This window comes from Streptomyces sp. NPDC001858 (assembly GCF_053594615.1).
Genome location: NZ_JBSFEV010000005.1, coordinates 302,069 through 317,811, shown reverse-complemented (window position 1 = coordinate 317,811; position 15,743 = coordinate 302,069). Strand labels below are relative to the sequence as shown.

Sequence of the window (15,743 nt, the reverse complement as noted above, 5' to 3'; positions counted from 1 at the left end):
CGGTGGTCTGCGGGGCGCGGGTGCGCTGTGGCTGGTCGCGCCCACGCGGCGGTAGCCGCACATTCAACACAGCCCCGCGCCCCTAGGTGGGACGGGGTGCCGAGTCCTTCAAGGAGCCGGCGCCCCGTCCTGACGTAAAAGCCCTTACGCGCCCGCGATGATCTCTGCTGCTGCATCGCCGCAGACTCTGGCTGCGCCGTGGGTGGCTATGTGCAGGGCGCCTCGGGGTGGGGCCTGGGGGACGCCCATCTCGACGACGATCGTGTCCGGGCGGGCCGTCAGGACGGTGTCGAGGGCGGTCGCCATCCAGGGGTGCCGGTGCTCGTCGCGGACCGCCACGACGATGCGCCGCTCCCCCGCCGCGACCAGCGCCGCGTGCCCGGCGTCCGCGCCCGCGAAGCTCGCCGTCTCCGTCCCCGGCAGCAGGCGCAGCAGTTCCGCGGCGACGCCCCACGGGGTCTCGTCCCCGACGGCGAAGTTGGCGACCGGGGTGAACGCGGCGACGAACGGGGGCTCGACGAGCGGTGTGAAGACCTCGCCGCCGGTGAGGCGGAGGGCCCGACGGGCGGCGACCAGGCCGATGTCGGCGCGCCCGGGCGGGTGCGCGGCGGCGCCGCCGGTCTTCGCCTCCGTCGCCGTCCAGCGGGCCAGCGCGCGTACCCGCTCCGCCGCGTCCGCCAGCCGTTGTTCGGGGAGTTCGCCGGTGCGGACGGCCGTGATCAGGGCGTCGCGCAGCCGGCGCACGGTCTCGTCGTCGGCGAGGCCGCCGCCCACGCAGATGGCGTCGGCGCCGGCGGCGATCGCGAGGACGCTGCCGCGCTCGATGCCGTAGGTCGCGGCGACGGCCTGCATCTCCATGCCGTCGGTGACGATCAGGCCGTCGTAGCCGAGTTCCTCGCGGAGGAGGGTGGTGAGGATGCGCGGGGACAACGTTGCCGGTCGGGCCGGGTCCAGGGCGGGGACCAGGATGTGCGCGGTCATGACGGCGCGGCTGCCGGCGGCGATGGCCGCGCGGAACGGGGTCAGCTCGCGTGCTGCGAGGACCGCCGGGTCGGCGTCGATGCGCGGGAGCGCGTGGTGGGAGTCGACCGCCGTGTCGCCGTGGCCCGGGAAGTGCTTGGTGCAGGCCGCGACGCCCGCCGACTGCAGGCCGGTGACGTAGGCGGCGGTGTGCCGGGCGACCAGGTCGGGGGCGGCGCCGAAGGAGCGGACGCCGATGACCGGGTTCGCGGGGTTGGAGTTGACGTCGGCGGACGGGGCCCAGTTGAGGTTGACCCCGCACTCGGCGAGGCGGCGGCCCAGTTCGGCGGCGACCTCCCGGGTGAGGGAGACGTCGTCCACCGCGCCCAGCGCGTGGTTGCCGGGGAAGCTGGAGCCGGTGCGCACCTCCAGGCGCGTGACGTCTCCGCCCTCCTCGTCGATCGCGACCAGGACGTCGTCGCGTTCGGTGCGCAACTGGGCGGTCAGGGCGGCGAGTTGTTCGGGTGAGGCGATGTTCCGGCCGAACAGTCCCACCGATGCCAGGCCCTCGCCGAGCCGGCGCAGCAGCCAGTCGGGGGCGGTGGTGCCGGGGAAGCCGGGTTGCAGGACGGTGAGCGCGTCGCGGGTCAGGGTGTCCGTGCGGCTCGCGGTTGTCGTCATCGGGGGCGTTATCCCTTCACGGCGCCCGCGGTCAGCCCCGCGGCCATCTTGCGCTGGACGAGGAGGAAGAGGGCGACGATCGGCAGCGCCATCATCGTGGCGCCGGCCATCATCGGGGCGTACTCGGTGCCGTGCTTGGTGGTGAAGTTGCCGAGCCACACGGTCGCGGTCTGGTTCTTCTGGCTGAGCAGCATCAGGGCGTAGAGGTACTCGTTCCAGGCCTGGATGAAGCCGTAGACCGAGGTGGCGACCATGCCGGGGGCCAGGAGGGGGAAGACGACGCGGACGAAGGCGCCGGTGCGGGAGCAGCCGTCGACCATCGCGGCCTCCTCCAGCTCCTTGGGGATGTTGACGATGAAGCCGCGCAGCGTCCACACCGTGAAGGGGAGGATGAAGGTCAGGTACGTGATGATCAGGCCGGTGAGCTTGTCGTACTGGCCCAGGTCGTTCAGCAGCAGGAAGACCGGGATGATCATGGCGACGAGCGGGACCATCTGGACGGCCAGGATGCCGACGATCACGATCTTGCGGCCGCGGAAGGCGAACCGGGAGATGGCGAGGGCGGCCAGCAGGCCGACGACGACGCCGATCACGACGACTGCCAGCGAGACGATCAGGCTGCGGCCCACCGGGCCCCAGAAGTCGGCGATGTTCAGCGCGCGGCTGAAGTTGGAGAGCGTGAAGCCGGTCGGCAGCAGGCTCGGGTCCGGGTCGATGGCGTCCTTGGCGGGCTTGAACGCCGTGTTGAGCATCCAGTAGACGGGGAAGCCGACGACGGTGAAGACCAGCAGGCCGACGAGGTTCCAGCCGAGTCTCGACCGCCGCGGGGCGGAAACCGTGCTGCTCATTCGACCTCTCCGATCTTGAGCATCTGACGCATGTAGACGGCGACCACCCCGAGCAGCAACAACACGGTGATCAGGGCGATCGCGGAGCCCTGTCCGTAGTCGTTGACCACGAACGCGCGGTCGTAGGAGTACGTCGTCAGGAGCTGGAACTCGGGCTCCGGATGCCCGTTGCGCATCACGAAGACCTGCGGGAACACGCCCATGTCCCAGATGACCGACAGGGTCGTGAGCATCACGATGATCGGCTTGAGGATGGGCAGGGTGACGTACCGGAAGACGCCCCAGGAGCCCGCGCCGTCGAGGCGGGCGGCCTCCTCCAGTTCGGCGGGGACCTGGGTGAGGCCGGCGCTGAGGGTGATGACCACGAAGGGGACCGCGCCCCAGATCACCAGCAGCATGATGACAGCCAGGCCCTGCGGTCCGCTCGCGAACCAGTTGTGGCCGATCAGATCCACGCCGGGGAGCTTGCTCAGGACGGCGTTGAGGATGCCGTAGTCGGAGTCGAACAGCCATTTGAAGACGGTGGTGGCGACGATGACGGGCATGCCCCAGCCGGCCACCAGCGCGATGTTGATCAGGGTCTTCACCCAGCCGGAGACCCGCTGGAGCAGCAGGGCGATCAGCATGCCGAGGACCATCGTGAGGATCACACAGCCGGCCGCGAAGACGATCGTGCGGACGACGACCTGCCAGAACTCGCCGTCGCCCAGCACGCCCGCGAAGTTGTCGAACCCGACCGACTCGGCCGGCTGGAAGCCCCAGAGCTGGGACTGCCCGAACTTCTGGAAGGAGAGGGTGACCAGCCGGACCAGCGGATAGCCCATGACCAGGGCGAGGACCAGCAGACAGGGGGCCAGGAGCAGCCAGGGAGTGCCGGCGGGGGAACGTTTCGCCCGTGGTCTTCCCGGCGGCGCGGGCGGTGGGGGTGACGGCCGCGTCGGCGGCGCCTTGGCAGGGGTGGTCGTGTCTGCGGCACTCATCCGCGCGCTCCTCAGCGGTCCCTCGGGTCGTACGAGTGGCAGGGCCCCAAAGGCGTCGGGGCCCCGCCGTCAGGTCACTTGGTGTTGATGACCTTGTCGATCGCGGCGTCCGCTTCCTTCGCGGCGGCCTCGACCGTCTGCTTGCCGGTGCCGATGCTCTGGAGCATGTTCTGCAGCACCTGGGCCTTCTCGACCTGTCCCCAGCCGGGGGCCATCGGGACGAACCAGTTGGACTCGGCGGCGGTGGCCGGGACGGCGGTCGCCGGGTCGTTCTTGAGGGTCGCGAGGTCGGTCTTGTTGTTGGGCAGGTTGCCCTTGGCGATCAGGCCCTTCTGGCCGGAGGGCCCGGTGAAGGCGTTGATCCACTCGGCGGCGAGGTCCTGCGCCTTGGACTTCACCGGGACGGCGAGGTCGGAGCCGCCCAGGAAGACGGGGAGGTTCTTGCCGGACGGGCCGGGCATCACGAAGTTCTCGACGTTGCCGGCGAGCTTGCCGGTCTTGTCGTTCTCCTTGGCCGCGGCGGTCGCGCCCTCCCAGGCGGGGGCGAAGATCATGCCGGACTTGCCCTGGCCGTAGACGATGTAGCGGTCGGACTCGTCCTTGGTCTTGTCGCCGTGCATGTACGTGTCGACGATGTTCTTGAAGTCGGTGAGGCCCTTGACGGACTCGGGCGAGGACAGGGTGCCCTTCCACTGGCCGCCGTCCTCCTTGGCGATGGAGCCGCCGGCGTCGTAGACGAAGGACATGGCCGCGTACCAGTCGCGGGTGGGCTGGTACCAGGCGGAGAACTTGTCGCCCTCCTTCTTCTGGACCTTGTCCAGGGCGGCGGTCAGCTCCGCGTAGGTCTTCGGCGTGGACTTGACGCCCGCGGCGGCGAAGACGTCCTTGCGCCAGTTGGCGACGCGGCCGCCGGCGTAGTACGGCACGCCGTAGGTCTTGCCGTCGTAGGTCACCGAGTCCTTGAGGCCGTCCAGCCAGGCGGCGGAGTTGTCGAACTTCGAGGCGTCGAGGGGGGCGAAGGCGCCCTTGACCATGTAGCCGAGCATCTCGGTGTTGCCCATCTCGACCACGTCGGGGGCCTTGTCGGTGGCGAGAACCGCGTCGAGCTTGGCGTTCTTGTCCGGCCAGCCGTAGTACTCGTGGGTGATCTTGACGCCGGGGTGCGCCTTCACCACCGCCGCGTCGGCCGCCTTCACCAGCTCGGGCCAGTTGTTCTGCGCGTCGACGGTCAGCCAGACGGTCAGCTCCTTCGCGTCGGAGCCCTTCGAGTCACCGCTGCCGCTGTCGTCCCCGCACGCCGCGATGGACACCATCATGCCCGCGATACCGATCGCGGCTATCAGCTTGCGCTTCACGCCACCCTCCTCAGGGATGCCCACACCTCCCGCCGACAAGCCGGGACCTGGACCAATGGTGTAGACCAGTGGGCAGAGCTTGGCCGAGACCAATACGCCTGTCAAGGGTGGTCGAAACGGCTTTGACCAGCCGTTATGGGACCTACATATGCAGGAACCTTTAAGTAAGAAGTCGTCGAAAACATCGCCGGCGGAAGCCATGGGTCCGGTAGACCACTTGCCCTGGTGGACTAGACCAGAAGGGGCGGCGACGGTATACAGAAGGGATCACGAAGTGCGCGGACCTCCCGATAGGCTGCCGTGCCACGATGTGACCCCATCCGAAGCCGGGAAGGCAGGCCATGAGCACCGACGTCAGCAGTGCGGAGAACGAGGGTGGGGCGACCGTCCGTACCGCGCGGGTGCCCAAGTACTACCGCCTCAAGAAGCACCTGCTGGACATCACGGAGACCCAGTCCCCGGGCACCCCGGTCCCGCCCGAGCGCACGCTGGCGGCCGAGTTCGACACCTCGCGCACCACCGTCCGGCAGGCGCTGCAGGAACTGGTCGTCGAGGGCCGGCTGGAGCGGATCCAGGGCAAGGGCACCTTCGTCGCCAAGCCGAAGGTCTCCCAGGCGCTCCAGCTCACCTCGTACACCGAGGACATGCGAGCCCAGGGACTGGAACCGACTTCTCAGCTGCTGGACATCGGCTACATCACCGCCGACGACCGGCTCGCCGAGCTGCTCGACATCACGGCGGGCGGGCGCGTGCTGCGCATCGAGCGGCTGCGCATGGCCAACGGCGAGCCGATGGCGATCGAGACGACCCATCTGTCGGCGAAGCGCTTCCCCGCCCTGCGCAGGTCGCTGGCCCGGTACACGTCCCTGTACACCGCGCTCGCCGAGGTCTACGACGTCCATCTCGCCGAGGCCGAGGAGACCATAGAGACCTCCCTGGCCACCCCGCGCGAGGCCGGTCTGCTCGGCACCGACGTGGGCCTGCCGATGCTGATGCTGTCCCGCCACTCGCTGGACAAGGACGGCGGGCCGGTGGAGTGGGTGCGGTCGGTGTACCGGGGCGACCGGTACAAGTTCGTCGCGCGCCTGAAGCGGCCCGCCGAGTGAGGATCTTGTAGTCGTCTGCCGTCGTATACGGAGGCGGTCTTCCGCTGCGCTTATTCGTCCCCTACATTGCCTGCGCATTACAACGGTGATCAAGGCGATCAGCGAGGGGATGGAGCCGCCGATGTCAGATGCCCCGGAAGTGCCCAAGGAGCCGGTGGTGACGCCTGTGCGCGTCGTCATCGCCCTGTGTCTGCTCGCGCCGTTCGTGGCGATGCTGTGGGTGGGGTCGTACGCGAAGGTGGATCCGGCGTTCATCGGGATCCCCTTCTTCTACTGGTACCAGATGCTGTGGGTGCTGCTGTCCACCGCGCTCACGGTGATCGCGTACAAGCTGTGGCAGATCGACCGGCGCGGGCGTAAGACCCAGGGCGGCGGTGCGGCGCAGTGAACGACGGCGGCGTGAACGGCGTGGCACTCGCCGTCTTCATCTTCTTCTTCCTGGCCGTCACGGCCATGGGCTTCCTGGCCGCGCGCTGGCGCAAGGCCGAGAACGAGAACAGCCTCGACGAATGGGGCCTGGGCGGCCGGTCGTTCGGCACCTGGGTCACCTGGTTCCTGCTCGGCGGCGACCTCTACACCGCGTACACCTTCGTCGCCGTCCCGGCGGCGATCTACGCGGCGGGCGCGGCCGGCTTCTTCGCGGTGCCCTACACCATCCTCGTCTACCCGCTGATCTTCACGTTCCTGCCCCGGCTGTGGTCGGTCTCCCACAAGCACGGCTATGTGACGACCTCCGACTTCGTGCGCGGCCGCTGGGGCTCGAAGGGCCTGTCGCTGGCGGTCGCCCTCACCGGCATCCTGGCGACGATGCCCTACATCGCGCTGCAGCTCGTGGGCATCCAGGCGGTGCTCGACGTGATGGGCGTCGGCGGCGGCGAGGACACCAACTGGTTCGTGAAGGACCTGCCGCTGCTGATCGCGTTCGGCGTGCTGGCCGCCTACACCTACTCCTCGGGTCTGCGGGCTCCCGCACTGATCGCGTTCGTGAAGGACACGCTGATCTACCTCGTCATCGCGGTGGCCATCATCTACATCCCGATCAAGCTCGGCGGCTTCGACGACATCTTCGCCAAGGCCGGCGAGGCGTTCAGCCAGACCAACCCGGCCACGGACAAACCGCGCGGCGCGCTGACTCCGGCCGAACCCGGTCAGTGGACGTACGCGACGCTGGCGTTGGGCTCGGCGCTGGCGCTGTTCATGTACCCCCACTCGATCACGGCGACGCTCTCCTCCCGCAGCCGTGAGGTGATCCGCCGCAACACCACGATCCTGCCGCTGTACTCCCTGATGCTGGGCCTGCTGGCGCTGCTCGGCTTCATGGCGATCGCCGCCGGGGTCAAGGTGAGCAACGGGCAGCTGGCCATCCCGCAGCTGTTCGAGGACATGTTCCCGGCCTGGTTCGCGGGCGTGGCGTTCGCGGCGATCGGCATCGGCGCGCTGGTGCCGGCGGCCATCATGTCGATCGCGGCCGCGAATCTCTTCACCCGCAACATCTACAAGGACTTCATCAAGCCGGACGCGACGCCCGCGCAGGAGACCAGGGTCTCCAAGCTGGTCTCGCTGCTGGTGAAGGTGGGGGCCCTGGTCTTCGTCCTCACCATGGACAAGACGGTCGCCATCAACTTCCAGCTGCTGGGCGGCATCTGGATCCTGCAGACCTTCCCGGCGCTGGTCGGCGGCCTCTTCACCCGCTGGTTCCACCGCTGGGCCCTGCTCGGCGGCTGGGCGGTCGGCATGCTCTACGGCACGGTCGCCGCCTACGGCGTCGCCTCCCCGACCCAGAAGCACTTCGGCGGCTCGTCGAAGGAGATCCCGGGCATCGGCGAGATCGGCTACATCGGCCTGACGGCGTTCGTCCTGAACGTAGCCGTCACCGTGGCCCTGACCTTCGTCCTGAAGGCGCTCAAGACCCCGGAAGGCGTCGACGAGACCAGGCCGGAGGACTACACGGCGGACGCCGGCGACCCGGGCGTCCAGAAGGAGCTGCCGGCGGCGACGCACTAGTCCGCACCGGCCGGGCCTCTCCGACGGCCAGGCGTGTTCCGCGCTGTTCAGCGGGTGCGCCTGGCCATCGCGTCCCAGAAGTCGTCCAGCTCGCCTACGCGCATGCTGACCCAGTGCGGTGTCTTGCGGCGCAGGAGTCTGGGGAGGCACCGCCGCAGCCGTCCCGGCAGCAGGGCCTGTTGCTGGCGGCAGAAGGGCTCGCGGATCTCGTCCCGGGGCACCGAGCCGCGCGGCGGGTACGGGCAGAGCTGGAACTTGCAGTCGGGCAGGCACTGGGAGCCCGGGGCGGGCGGCTCGGCCTTGCCGGCCGGCCACCCGGGGTGCAGCGGTCCGCGGTCGGTGCGAATGCACGGCGGGAGCGGCATGCCGGGCTGCTCCACGCGGGCCATCCGCTCCTCGACCTCGTCCGGGTGGCCGTCCCGTTCGATGAGGTTCACCATGACCAGCACATCGGCGACCAGGCGCTGGGCGCGCCCGTCGAGCGTGCTCCAGCCGACCGAGGGCGGGATCCACAGGTTGTGCCTGCGGGAGCCGCCGTCACGGCCGACGCGGGCGCCGATGTTGTCGGCGGTGCCCTTCTCGTCGATCCACAGGAAGCGCTCGGGCTGCCCGGTCTCGAGGGCCAGGGCCACCAGGTCGCCCGCCTCGGCGACGAACGGGTGGAGCAGGCGCCGCGGCGAGTCGCCGTTCACTCCCGGCGGGCCGGGCGGCCGGTTGACCGTGCCGGCCATCGACAGCCAGCGCCGGACGGTCTCCACGGCGGTGGCCCCACCGACGGTGCGGGACGCGGGGTTCGACCCGCCGCCGCGGGCGTGTGCCGGCCGGCCGCTGTCGTCCGGGAGTTCCCACAGGCACAGCGCCTGGAGCAGGCTCAGTTGTGCGTACCAGCACCGCGAGCGCTCCAGGAGCGTCACCGCCTGGCGGATCAGGCCGGCCCGGCTGCCCGGGTCCGACTGCGGGTGGCGGATGCGCCGGTTGGCCGCGTACTTGAACCCCTGGGCCAGTGCGGCCTCCAGCGCGAGCGGCATGTCGGGGGTGCCGCCGGTGTGTACCGGGTCCAGGTGGCGCAGCCACTTGCCGAGGCGTTCGGACGCCTCGTCGCGGTGGGCGGCGTCGACGGAGCCCAGGAGCATGGGCAGGATCCAGGCCCGCATCATGAAGTTACGGAGCAGCCGCACCCGCCGTTCCTCGTACCCGTCGTTGAGTTCGCGCCGTTTCTGCTGGAGCTGTTTGAGGGTGAGCTGCTGGCGGCGCAGCCCTTGGCGGCGGTTGGACGGCACGGGGGTGCCGTACGTCGCCAGCGCCATCTGCGCCGCCCATGTCTGGTAGTTCTGCCTCCTTTCGTCCTTGAGGCGGTTGACCTGGTCGATGTACTCGCGGACGGGGTCGCTGTCGAGGCGGAAACGCTCGCGGATCACGGTGAACGCCTCGTTGCCTCCGGCGCCGCACTCCTGGGCGGCGGCCATACGGATCGCGTAGGAGGGCTCCTCGATGGCCATGTCGAAGAGCTCCGAGTACAGCGTCGACCTGCCGAGCCGCCCGGAGACCGTCCGCAGTGTCGCCCCGAGCTGCCTGACGAAGGCCAGTTTCGCGTCGTCGAGGCTGCGGCGGTCCCCCTTGATGCCGGACCAGGACGCGTGCGCCGCATGCACGATGTCGTCCAGGTGTCCTGGGGACTCCTCCGCGCTCTCGACCTCCAGCGCCGCCGCGTAGAGGTCGAGGACCTTCGGGTCGTCGGTGCGGTGTTCGGCCGCCGAGCAGAGCCGGTGGGTCAGGGTGCGGCCGTGCACGGGTGCCTGCCGCATCCACTCCTCGATCTCCTTCTTCACCTCGGTCCGGACACCGTGGCCCCGGTCGGCGAGCTTCGCGGCCCGCCGCCGGGAGAGGAACACCAGGGCGATGAGCAGCTCCCGGCTGGGGCCGGGCGGTCGCAGCGCCTGGTCGACCAGCTCTCCGGCGACCCGCTCCCCCAGCTCGTCCAGGACGCGGAATCCCAGATAGGCCTGGATGATGCTGTGCGGGAAACGGACCTTTCGCCCCAGGCTCTCCACCAGCTTGAGCTTGTGCGCGTTGGTCGCGTGACGGGCGAGCACGGCTTGGCACTGTTCCATGCTGCCCTCGCTGAGCCGCTTGCGCTCCTCCTCGCCGAGCAGCCTGCACAGGGCGTTCCAGATCTGTTCGCGGTGCCACTCGGAGAAGACGTTGACGCGCTTGCCGTACCGGTCGAAGCCGCGGGCTCTGGTCCACAGGTGCTCCGCGTGGCCGGCCGCATACCGCACCGGACCAGGGTGCACGTCCGTGCTCAACAACTCCTCGAAGCCGACCTCCAGTTTGTCCTGGAGCAGGCCGACGCAGGCCATCGCGGCGACCACCGCCACGGTGTCCTGGCGCTCCTGCAGGTTCAGCGCGACCTTCTCCCGCAGCCGGCCCGCGCACAGCTCCTCGGCCCATCGGTCCAGCAGCCGCAGGCGCAGCGTGCCCCGGTCCCGGTCCGAGGTGTCCAGGTGGCCCGGCTCGTCGGGGCGCAGCCTGCCGTGGTGATGCAGATCGCGGACGATCTGGAGGTAGATGGGCGACTCGGTGACCTCCGCCCGCTCCACGAGGTCGTCCAGGTACCGTTCCTCGGCGTCCGAGGCGCGCGCCTCGACGAAGTACAGCGCCTCCTCCTCGCTGAGCGGCTCCAACTCCACGATGGCGGCGACGGTGTTCTCCAGCGGGCTGTGCGGCCGGGAGGCGATGACCAGCGGCAGCCGCTCCTTGTGGGCCCGTTCGATGGCCCGGCGGATGATGTTGTCCCGGTTCTGCTGGAGTCCCTCGTCGAGCAGGGCCTCCTCCAGCCCGTCGGCGATGACGACGGGCTTGTCGTCGGCGAGCAGTTGCTGCCAGACCCGGTCGATCTTGGTGCGGGCCAGGGTCCCCTGAGGCGTCTCCTCGGCGAACCTCTGCTTGGCCAAGCGCTCGAAGTTCAGGGTGGCCTCGTCCGTCGCGTCCCGGAGCCGGATCGGCACGGGTACGGCGTGCTGATGGGCCAGCAGTTCGGTGAGCCGCACGAGGACGGCGGTCTTGCCGACGCCGACGCCTCCGACGAGCAGATAGGGCCGGCGGGTGTCGCGGTCGCGCAGCCGTTGGGCGATGACCTCGGCGACCTCCTCGCGGCCCACGATCTCGTCGGTCTCCGGGCCTGCGGTGAGCACCAGCTTGTCGGGATTTCTACGGGCGTCCAGGAGATAGCGTCGCTTGGTCCAGCTGTACCAGCAGAACAGGAACGACGCCGCGGCGATCGAGGCGGTGAGGACGGGCCCGATGAAGCGCAGCAGGGCGTCGAAGCCGCCGTTGCCCTTGCGCCACTCCTCAAAGCCGGTCGTCTCCCCCGTGAGCAGGATGTACAGACCTTCTATGCACCAGGCGAACACCGCGAGCACAGCGAGCACCCAGACGAACCGGGTCACGTTGGCGTAGGAGAACCACCTCCGCCATTTCCTGGGCCGGGTGGTTCCGCGCCGGGCCTCCCGGCGGATGGTGTGGGTGTGCCAGCGGCCGACGAGGGCGCCGCGGATCCGTTTGCCCCAGCGTCTGAGTTCCAGTGTGGCCATCGGCGCGTTGGGCAGACGGGTCTTCCCGGGCGGGCGGCGGACGACACTCGTCATGAGTCTGCTCCCTCCGAGAGGGTTCTCGGGACGGGGGACTGTGCGGTGTCGGCACCTACTTTCCATGGAAACACTCCGGGGACGACCCGCAACCCGGCCGTCCCCGGCCGTCGGCTACGAACGTCTCGGTTTCGTCCGCACACCAGAGCGGGACCGGAATCCCGTGCCGCACCTGACGACATCACTCTCCTCACCTACGAGTTGACGCTCTGAAATCAGCGCGACACAACATCTGGGGGTGACGCGACAGGCAGGCACAAGATGTATGCTCATGCTCGCTGTCGTCGCAGGGGAATCCGGTGCGAATCCGGAACTGTCCCGCAACGGTGTACACGCGTGCATGTCCACCCATATGTGCACGCCTGTTCAGTCCGAGGTCCTGCCGACAGCGCGCCCGGCCGTCCCGGTCCGGGTGCCCTGACGTCCGGGCCTCGCGGAGTGGGCCGGTGGGCGCGACGCCCCGTGCGCTCGTGTGCTGCCCCGCCCTCCGCCAGGCCCCCTGCCGAGCGAGGGAGAGCCTCACGTGACCATCGCGCCAGCCGACCCGGTTTCAGTCTTCGAGCTGGAGACCGACGGTCCCGGGAACGCGTTGCTGCGGACCCTGACCGAGCTGACCGCCGACCTTCCCGACGCCGCCCCCGGCCGGGTCGCCGCCGCCGCCCTGCGCGGCCGGTCCTCGCGGGCCGACGAGGCGGAGCTGCGCGAGCTGGCGACGGAGGCGGCCGCCGGTCTGATCTCCGAGGACCCGGCCTACTCGAAGCTGGCCGCCCGGCTGCTGACCATCAGCATCGCCGCGGAGGCAGCCTCCCAGGGCGTCACGTCGTTCACCGCCTCGGTCGCCGTCGGCCATCGCGAGGGTCTGATCGCGGACCGCACCGCCGAGTTCGTGCGCGTCCACGCGGCCCGCCTCGACGCGCTGATCGACACGGCCGCCGACGACCGCTTCGGCTACTTCGGGCTGCGCACCCTGCACAGCCGCTACCTGCTGCGGCACCCGATCACCCGCAAGGTCGTCGAGACGCCCCAGCACTTCCTGCTGCGCGTCGCCTCCGGCCTGGCCGAGGACGACAGCGCGCGGGCGCTGGACGAGGTCGCCGCGCTGTACGGGCTGATGAGCCGGCTGGACTACCTCCCGTCCTCCCCCACGCTCTTCAACTCCGGCACCCGGCACCCCCAGATGTCGTCCTGCTACCTCCTCGACTCCCCGCTGGACGAGCTGGACTCCATCTACGACCGCTACCACCAGGTCGCCCGGCTGTCGAAGCACGCCGGCGGCATCGGGCTGTCGTACTCCCGCATCCGCAGCCGCGGTTCGCTGATCCGGGGCACCAACGGGCACTCCAACGGCATCGTGCCGTTCCTGAAGACCCTGGACGCCTCGGTCGCCGCCGTGAACCAGGGCGGCCGGCGCAAGGGCGCGGCCGCGGTCTACCTGGAGACCTGGCACTCCGACATCGAGGAGTTCCTGGAGCTGCGGGACAACACCGGTGAGGACGCCCGCCGTACGCACAACCTGAACCTCGCGCACTGGATCCCGGACGAGTTCATGCGACGGGTCAACGCCGACGGGCAGTGGTCGCTGTTCTCCCCGGCCGACGTGCCCGAGCTGGTCGACCTGTGGGGCGCGGAGTTCGACGCGGCCTACCGCAAGGCCGAGGAGGCGGGCCTCGCGAAGAAGACCATCCCGGCGCGGGACCTGTACGGCCGCATGATGCGCACCCTCGCGCAGACCGGCAACGGCTGGATGACCTTCAAGGACGCCGCCAACCGCACCGCCAACCAGACGGCCGAACCGGGTCACGTCGTGCACTCCTCGAACCTGTGCACGGAGATCCTGGAGGTCACCGACGACGGCGAGACGGCCGTGTGCAACCTGGGTTCGGTGAACCTCGGCGCGTTCGTCGACCCGTCGGCCGCGGGCGGGGACGGCATCGACTGGGAGCGGCTGGACGCGGCCGTCCGCACCGCCGTCACCTTCCTCGACCGGGTCGTCGACATCAACTTCTACCCGACCGAGCAGGCGGGCCGCTCCAACGCCCGCTGGCGGCCGGTCGGGCTGGGCGCGATGGGCCTCCAGGACGTCTTCTTCAAGCTGCGGCTGCCGTTCGACTCCGCCGAGGCCCAGGCCCTGTCCACGCGGATCGCCGAACGCATCATGCTCGCCGCGTACGAGGCCTCCGCCGACCTGGCCGAGCGCAGCGGCCCGCTGCCCGCCTGGGACAAGACCCGCACCGCGCGCGGTGTGCTGCACCCCGACCACTACGGCGTCGAGTTCACCTGGCCGGAGCGCTGGGCGGCGCTGCGGTCGCGGATCGCGGCGACGGGCCTGCGCAACTCGCTGCTGCTCGCCATCGCGCCGACCGCCACCATCGCGTCCATCGCGGGCGTGTACGAGTGCATCGAGCCGCAGGTGTCCAACCTGTTCAAGCGCGAGACGCTGTCCGGCGAGTTCCTCCAGGTCAACTCCTACCTGGTGAACGAGCTGAAGGAGCTCGGCGTCTGGGACGCCCGCACCCGTGAGGCGCTGCGCGAGTCCAACGGCTCGGTGCAGGAGTTCGCGTGGATCCCGGCCGAGGTGCGCGCCCTGTACCGCACGGCGTGGGAGATCCCGCAGCGCGGCCTGATCGACATGGCCGCCGCCCGTACCCCGTACCTGGACCAGGCGCAGTCGCTGAACCTGTTCCTGGAGACGCCGACCATCGGCAAGCTCTCCTCGATGTACGCGTACGCGTGGAAGTCGGGTCTGAAGACGACGTACTACCTGCGTTCGCGCCCGGCGACCCGGATCGCCCGCGCCGCCCAGGCGCAAGCCCCGATCCCCGTACAGGCGACCCCTGAAGACGCGGTCGCCTGCTCTCTTGAGAACCCCGAGTCCTGCGAGGCCTGCCAGTAATGTCCACCGCCCCCGAAAAGACCGAGAAGAACCTGCTCGACCCGGGCTTCGAACTGACGCTGCGTCCGATGCGCTACCCGGACTTCTACGAGCGCTACCGGGACGCCATCAAGAACACCTGGACCGTCGAGGAGGTCGACCTCCACTCGGACGTCTCCGACCTGGCGAAGCTGTCCGAGGGCGAGCAGCACATGATCGGCCGGCTGGTCGCGTTCTTCGCGACGGGCGACTCGATCGTGGCGAACAACCTGGTGCTGACGCTGTACAAGCACATCAACTCGCCCGAGGCGCGCCTGTATCTGTCGCGGCAGCTGTTCGAGGAGGCCGTGCACGTCCAGTTCTATCTGACGCTGCTGGACACCTACCTCCCCGATCCGCAGGACCGGGCGGCCGCCTTCGACGCGGTGGAGAACATCCCCTCCATCCGCGAGAAGGCAGAATTCTGCTTCAAGTGGATCAACGAGGTCGAGAAGCTGGACAGCCTGCAGACCCAGGCCGACCGGCGCCGCTTCCTGCTCAACCTGATCTGCTTCGCCGCGTGCATCGAGGGCCTGTTCTTCTACGGGGCCTTCGCGTACGTCTACTGGTTCCGCAGCCGGGGTCTGCTGCACGGCCTGGCGACCGGCACCAACTGGGTGTTCCGCGACGAGACGATGCACATGAGCTTCGCCTTCGAGGTCGTCGACACGGTCCGCAAGGAGGAGCCGGAGCTGTTCGACGACCAGCTCCAGCAGGAGGTCACCGACATGCTGCGGGAGGCCGTCGAGGCCGAGCTGCAGTTCGCCCGTGACCTGTGCGGCGACGGCCTCCCGGGGATGAACACCGACTCCATGCGGCAGTACCTGGAGTGCGTCGCCGACCAGCGGCTGGCGCGGCTGGGCTTCGCTCCGGTGTACGGCTCGGAGAACCCGTTCTCCTTCATGGAGCTGCAGGGCGTTCAGGAGCTGACCAACTTCTTCGAGCGCCGTCCGTCGGCGTACCAGGTCGCGGTGGAGGGCACCGTCGACCTGGACGAGGACTTCTGACCCGCCCTCTCCCCTCGGGCCTCCTGGGCCTCCCTGATCTGCCGGTCGGCGCGCCGGTCGCGCACGATGCCGACCGCGGACGGGAGGACCAGGAGGACGAGGATCCCGAGGACCGTGAGCATTCCGATGAGGCCTTCGATCTGGTTCGTGTTCATGGACACCACTGTCCTGCGCGAGACTCCTGACCGGGAGTGGCAGGACTGCCGTACACCTTCAAATTCCTGCCACATCGGTGGCACACTGG

Annotated in this window: 11 protein-coding genes and 1 riboswitch; of the genes, 5 read left to right on the top strand and 6 right to left on the bottom strand. The window is 69.6% G+C overall.

The genetic code is table 11. The features are described from left to right. Nucleotides 1-144 precede the first annotated feature (144 nt). The 4 genes from ACWCPF_RS10075 to ACWCPF_RS10060 form a co-directional block, all read right to left on the bottom strand. Nucleotides 145-1,641 carry a glycoside hydrolase family 3 protein gene (locus ACWCPF_RS10075; RefSeq protein ID WP_451044500.1) on the bottom strand — a complete coding sequence of 499 codons (1,497 nt, stop codon included), beginning with the start codon at nt 1,639-1,641 and terminating at the stop codon, nt 145-147. Nucleotides 1,642-1,649: 8 nt separating this feature from the next. After that, nucleotides 1,650-2,489, bottom strand: a complete 840-nt coding sequence (locus ACWCPF_RS10070; protein WP_451044499.1) for a carbohydrate ABC transporter permease — start codon at nt 2,487-2,489, stop codon at nt 1,650-1,652. Next, nucleotides 2,486-3,469 (bottom strand): carbohydrate ABC transporter permease, encoded by a 984-nt coding sequence (locus ACWCPF_RS10065; protein WP_451044498.1) that lies wholly within the window; start codon nt 3,467-3,469, stop codon nt 2,486-2,488. The genes ACWCPF_RS10070 and ACWCPF_RS10065 overlap by 4 nt, the downstream gene beginning before the upstream one ends. Before the next feature lie 74 nt (nt 3,470-3,543). Next, entirely contained in the window at nt 3,544-4,824 is a 1,281-nt protein-coding gene (locus tag ACWCPF_RS10060) for an extracellular solute-binding protein (RefSeq protein WP_451044497.1), read from the bottom strand. Between the two features lie 341 nt (nt 4,825-5,165). Here ACWCPF_RS10060 and ACWCPF_RS10055 point away from each other — a divergent pair, with 341 nt between their 5' ends. The 3 genes from ACWCPF_RS10055 (at nt 5,166) to mctP (ending at nt 7,934) form a co-directional block, all read left to right on the top strand. Further along, a complete protein-coding gene (locus ACWCPF_RS10055) occupies nt 5,166-5,930 on the top strand; it encodes a GntR family transcriptional regulator (protein WP_451044496.1) in 765 nt (254 codons plus the stop codon). A gap of 121 nt (nt 5,931-6,051) precedes the next feature. Next, on the top strand, nt 6,052-6,318 hold the full coding sequence (locus tag ACWCPF_RS10050; protein WP_451044495.1) for a DUF3311 domain-containing protein: 267 nt from the start codon (nt 6,052-6,054) through the stop codon (nt 6,316-6,318). Beyond that, nucleotides 6,315-7,934, top strand: a complete 1,620-nt coding sequence (gene mctP, locus ACWCPF_RS10045) for a monocarboxylate uptake permease MctP (RefSeq protein ID WP_451044494.1) — start codon at nt 6,315-6,317, stop codon at nt 7,932-7,934. Before ACWCPF_RS10050 ends, mctP begins: the two co-directional genes overlap by 4 nt. Nucleotides 7,935-7,981: 47 nt before the next feature. Here mctP and ACWCPF_RS10040 read toward each other — a convergent pair whose 3' ends face one another. Next, a complete protein-coding gene (locus tag ACWCPF_RS10040; RefSeq protein WP_451044493.1) occupies nt 7,982-11,581 on the bottom strand; it encodes an NACHT domain-containing protein in 3,600 nt (1,199 codons plus the stop codon). Between the two features lie 265 nt (nt 11,582-11,846). Beyond that, a riboswitch (cobalamin riboswitch) is annotated at nt 11,847-11,982 on the top strand. 122 nt (nt 11,983-12,104) lie between these two features. Between ACWCPF_RS10040 and ACWCPF_RS10035 the strand changes: the two genes are divergently transcribed. Together ACWCPF_RS10035 and ACWCPF_RS10030 are read left to right on the top strand one after the other, a co-directional pair. Next, nucleotides 12,105-14,474, top strand: coding sequence for a ribonucleoside-diphosphate reductase subunit alpha (locus tag ACWCPF_RS10035; RefSeq protein ID WP_451044492.1), 2,370 nt, complete (start codon nt 12,105-12,107; stop codon nt 14,472-14,474). Further along, complete coding sequence (locus tag ACWCPF_RS10030) at nt 14,474-15,499, top strand: ribonucleotide-diphosphate reductase subunit beta (protein ID WP_451044491.1); 1,026 nt, start codon at nt 14,474-14,476, stop codon at nt 15,497-15,499. Before ACWCPF_RS10035 ends, ACWCPF_RS10030 begins: the two co-directional genes overlap by 1 nt. On the opposite strand, the gene ACWCPF_RS10025 is transcribed toward ACWCPF_RS10030, so the two are convergent. Next, nucleotides 15,412-15,654, bottom strand: a complete 243-nt coding sequence (locus ACWCPF_RS10025; RefSeq protein ID WP_451044490.1) for a hypothetical protein — start codon at nt 15,652-15,654, stop codon at nt 15,412-15,414. The two genes, ACWCPF_RS10030 and ACWCPF_RS10025, sit on opposite strands and share 88 nt — an antisense overlap. Between the last annotated feature and the right edge of the window lie 89 nt (nt 15,655-15,743).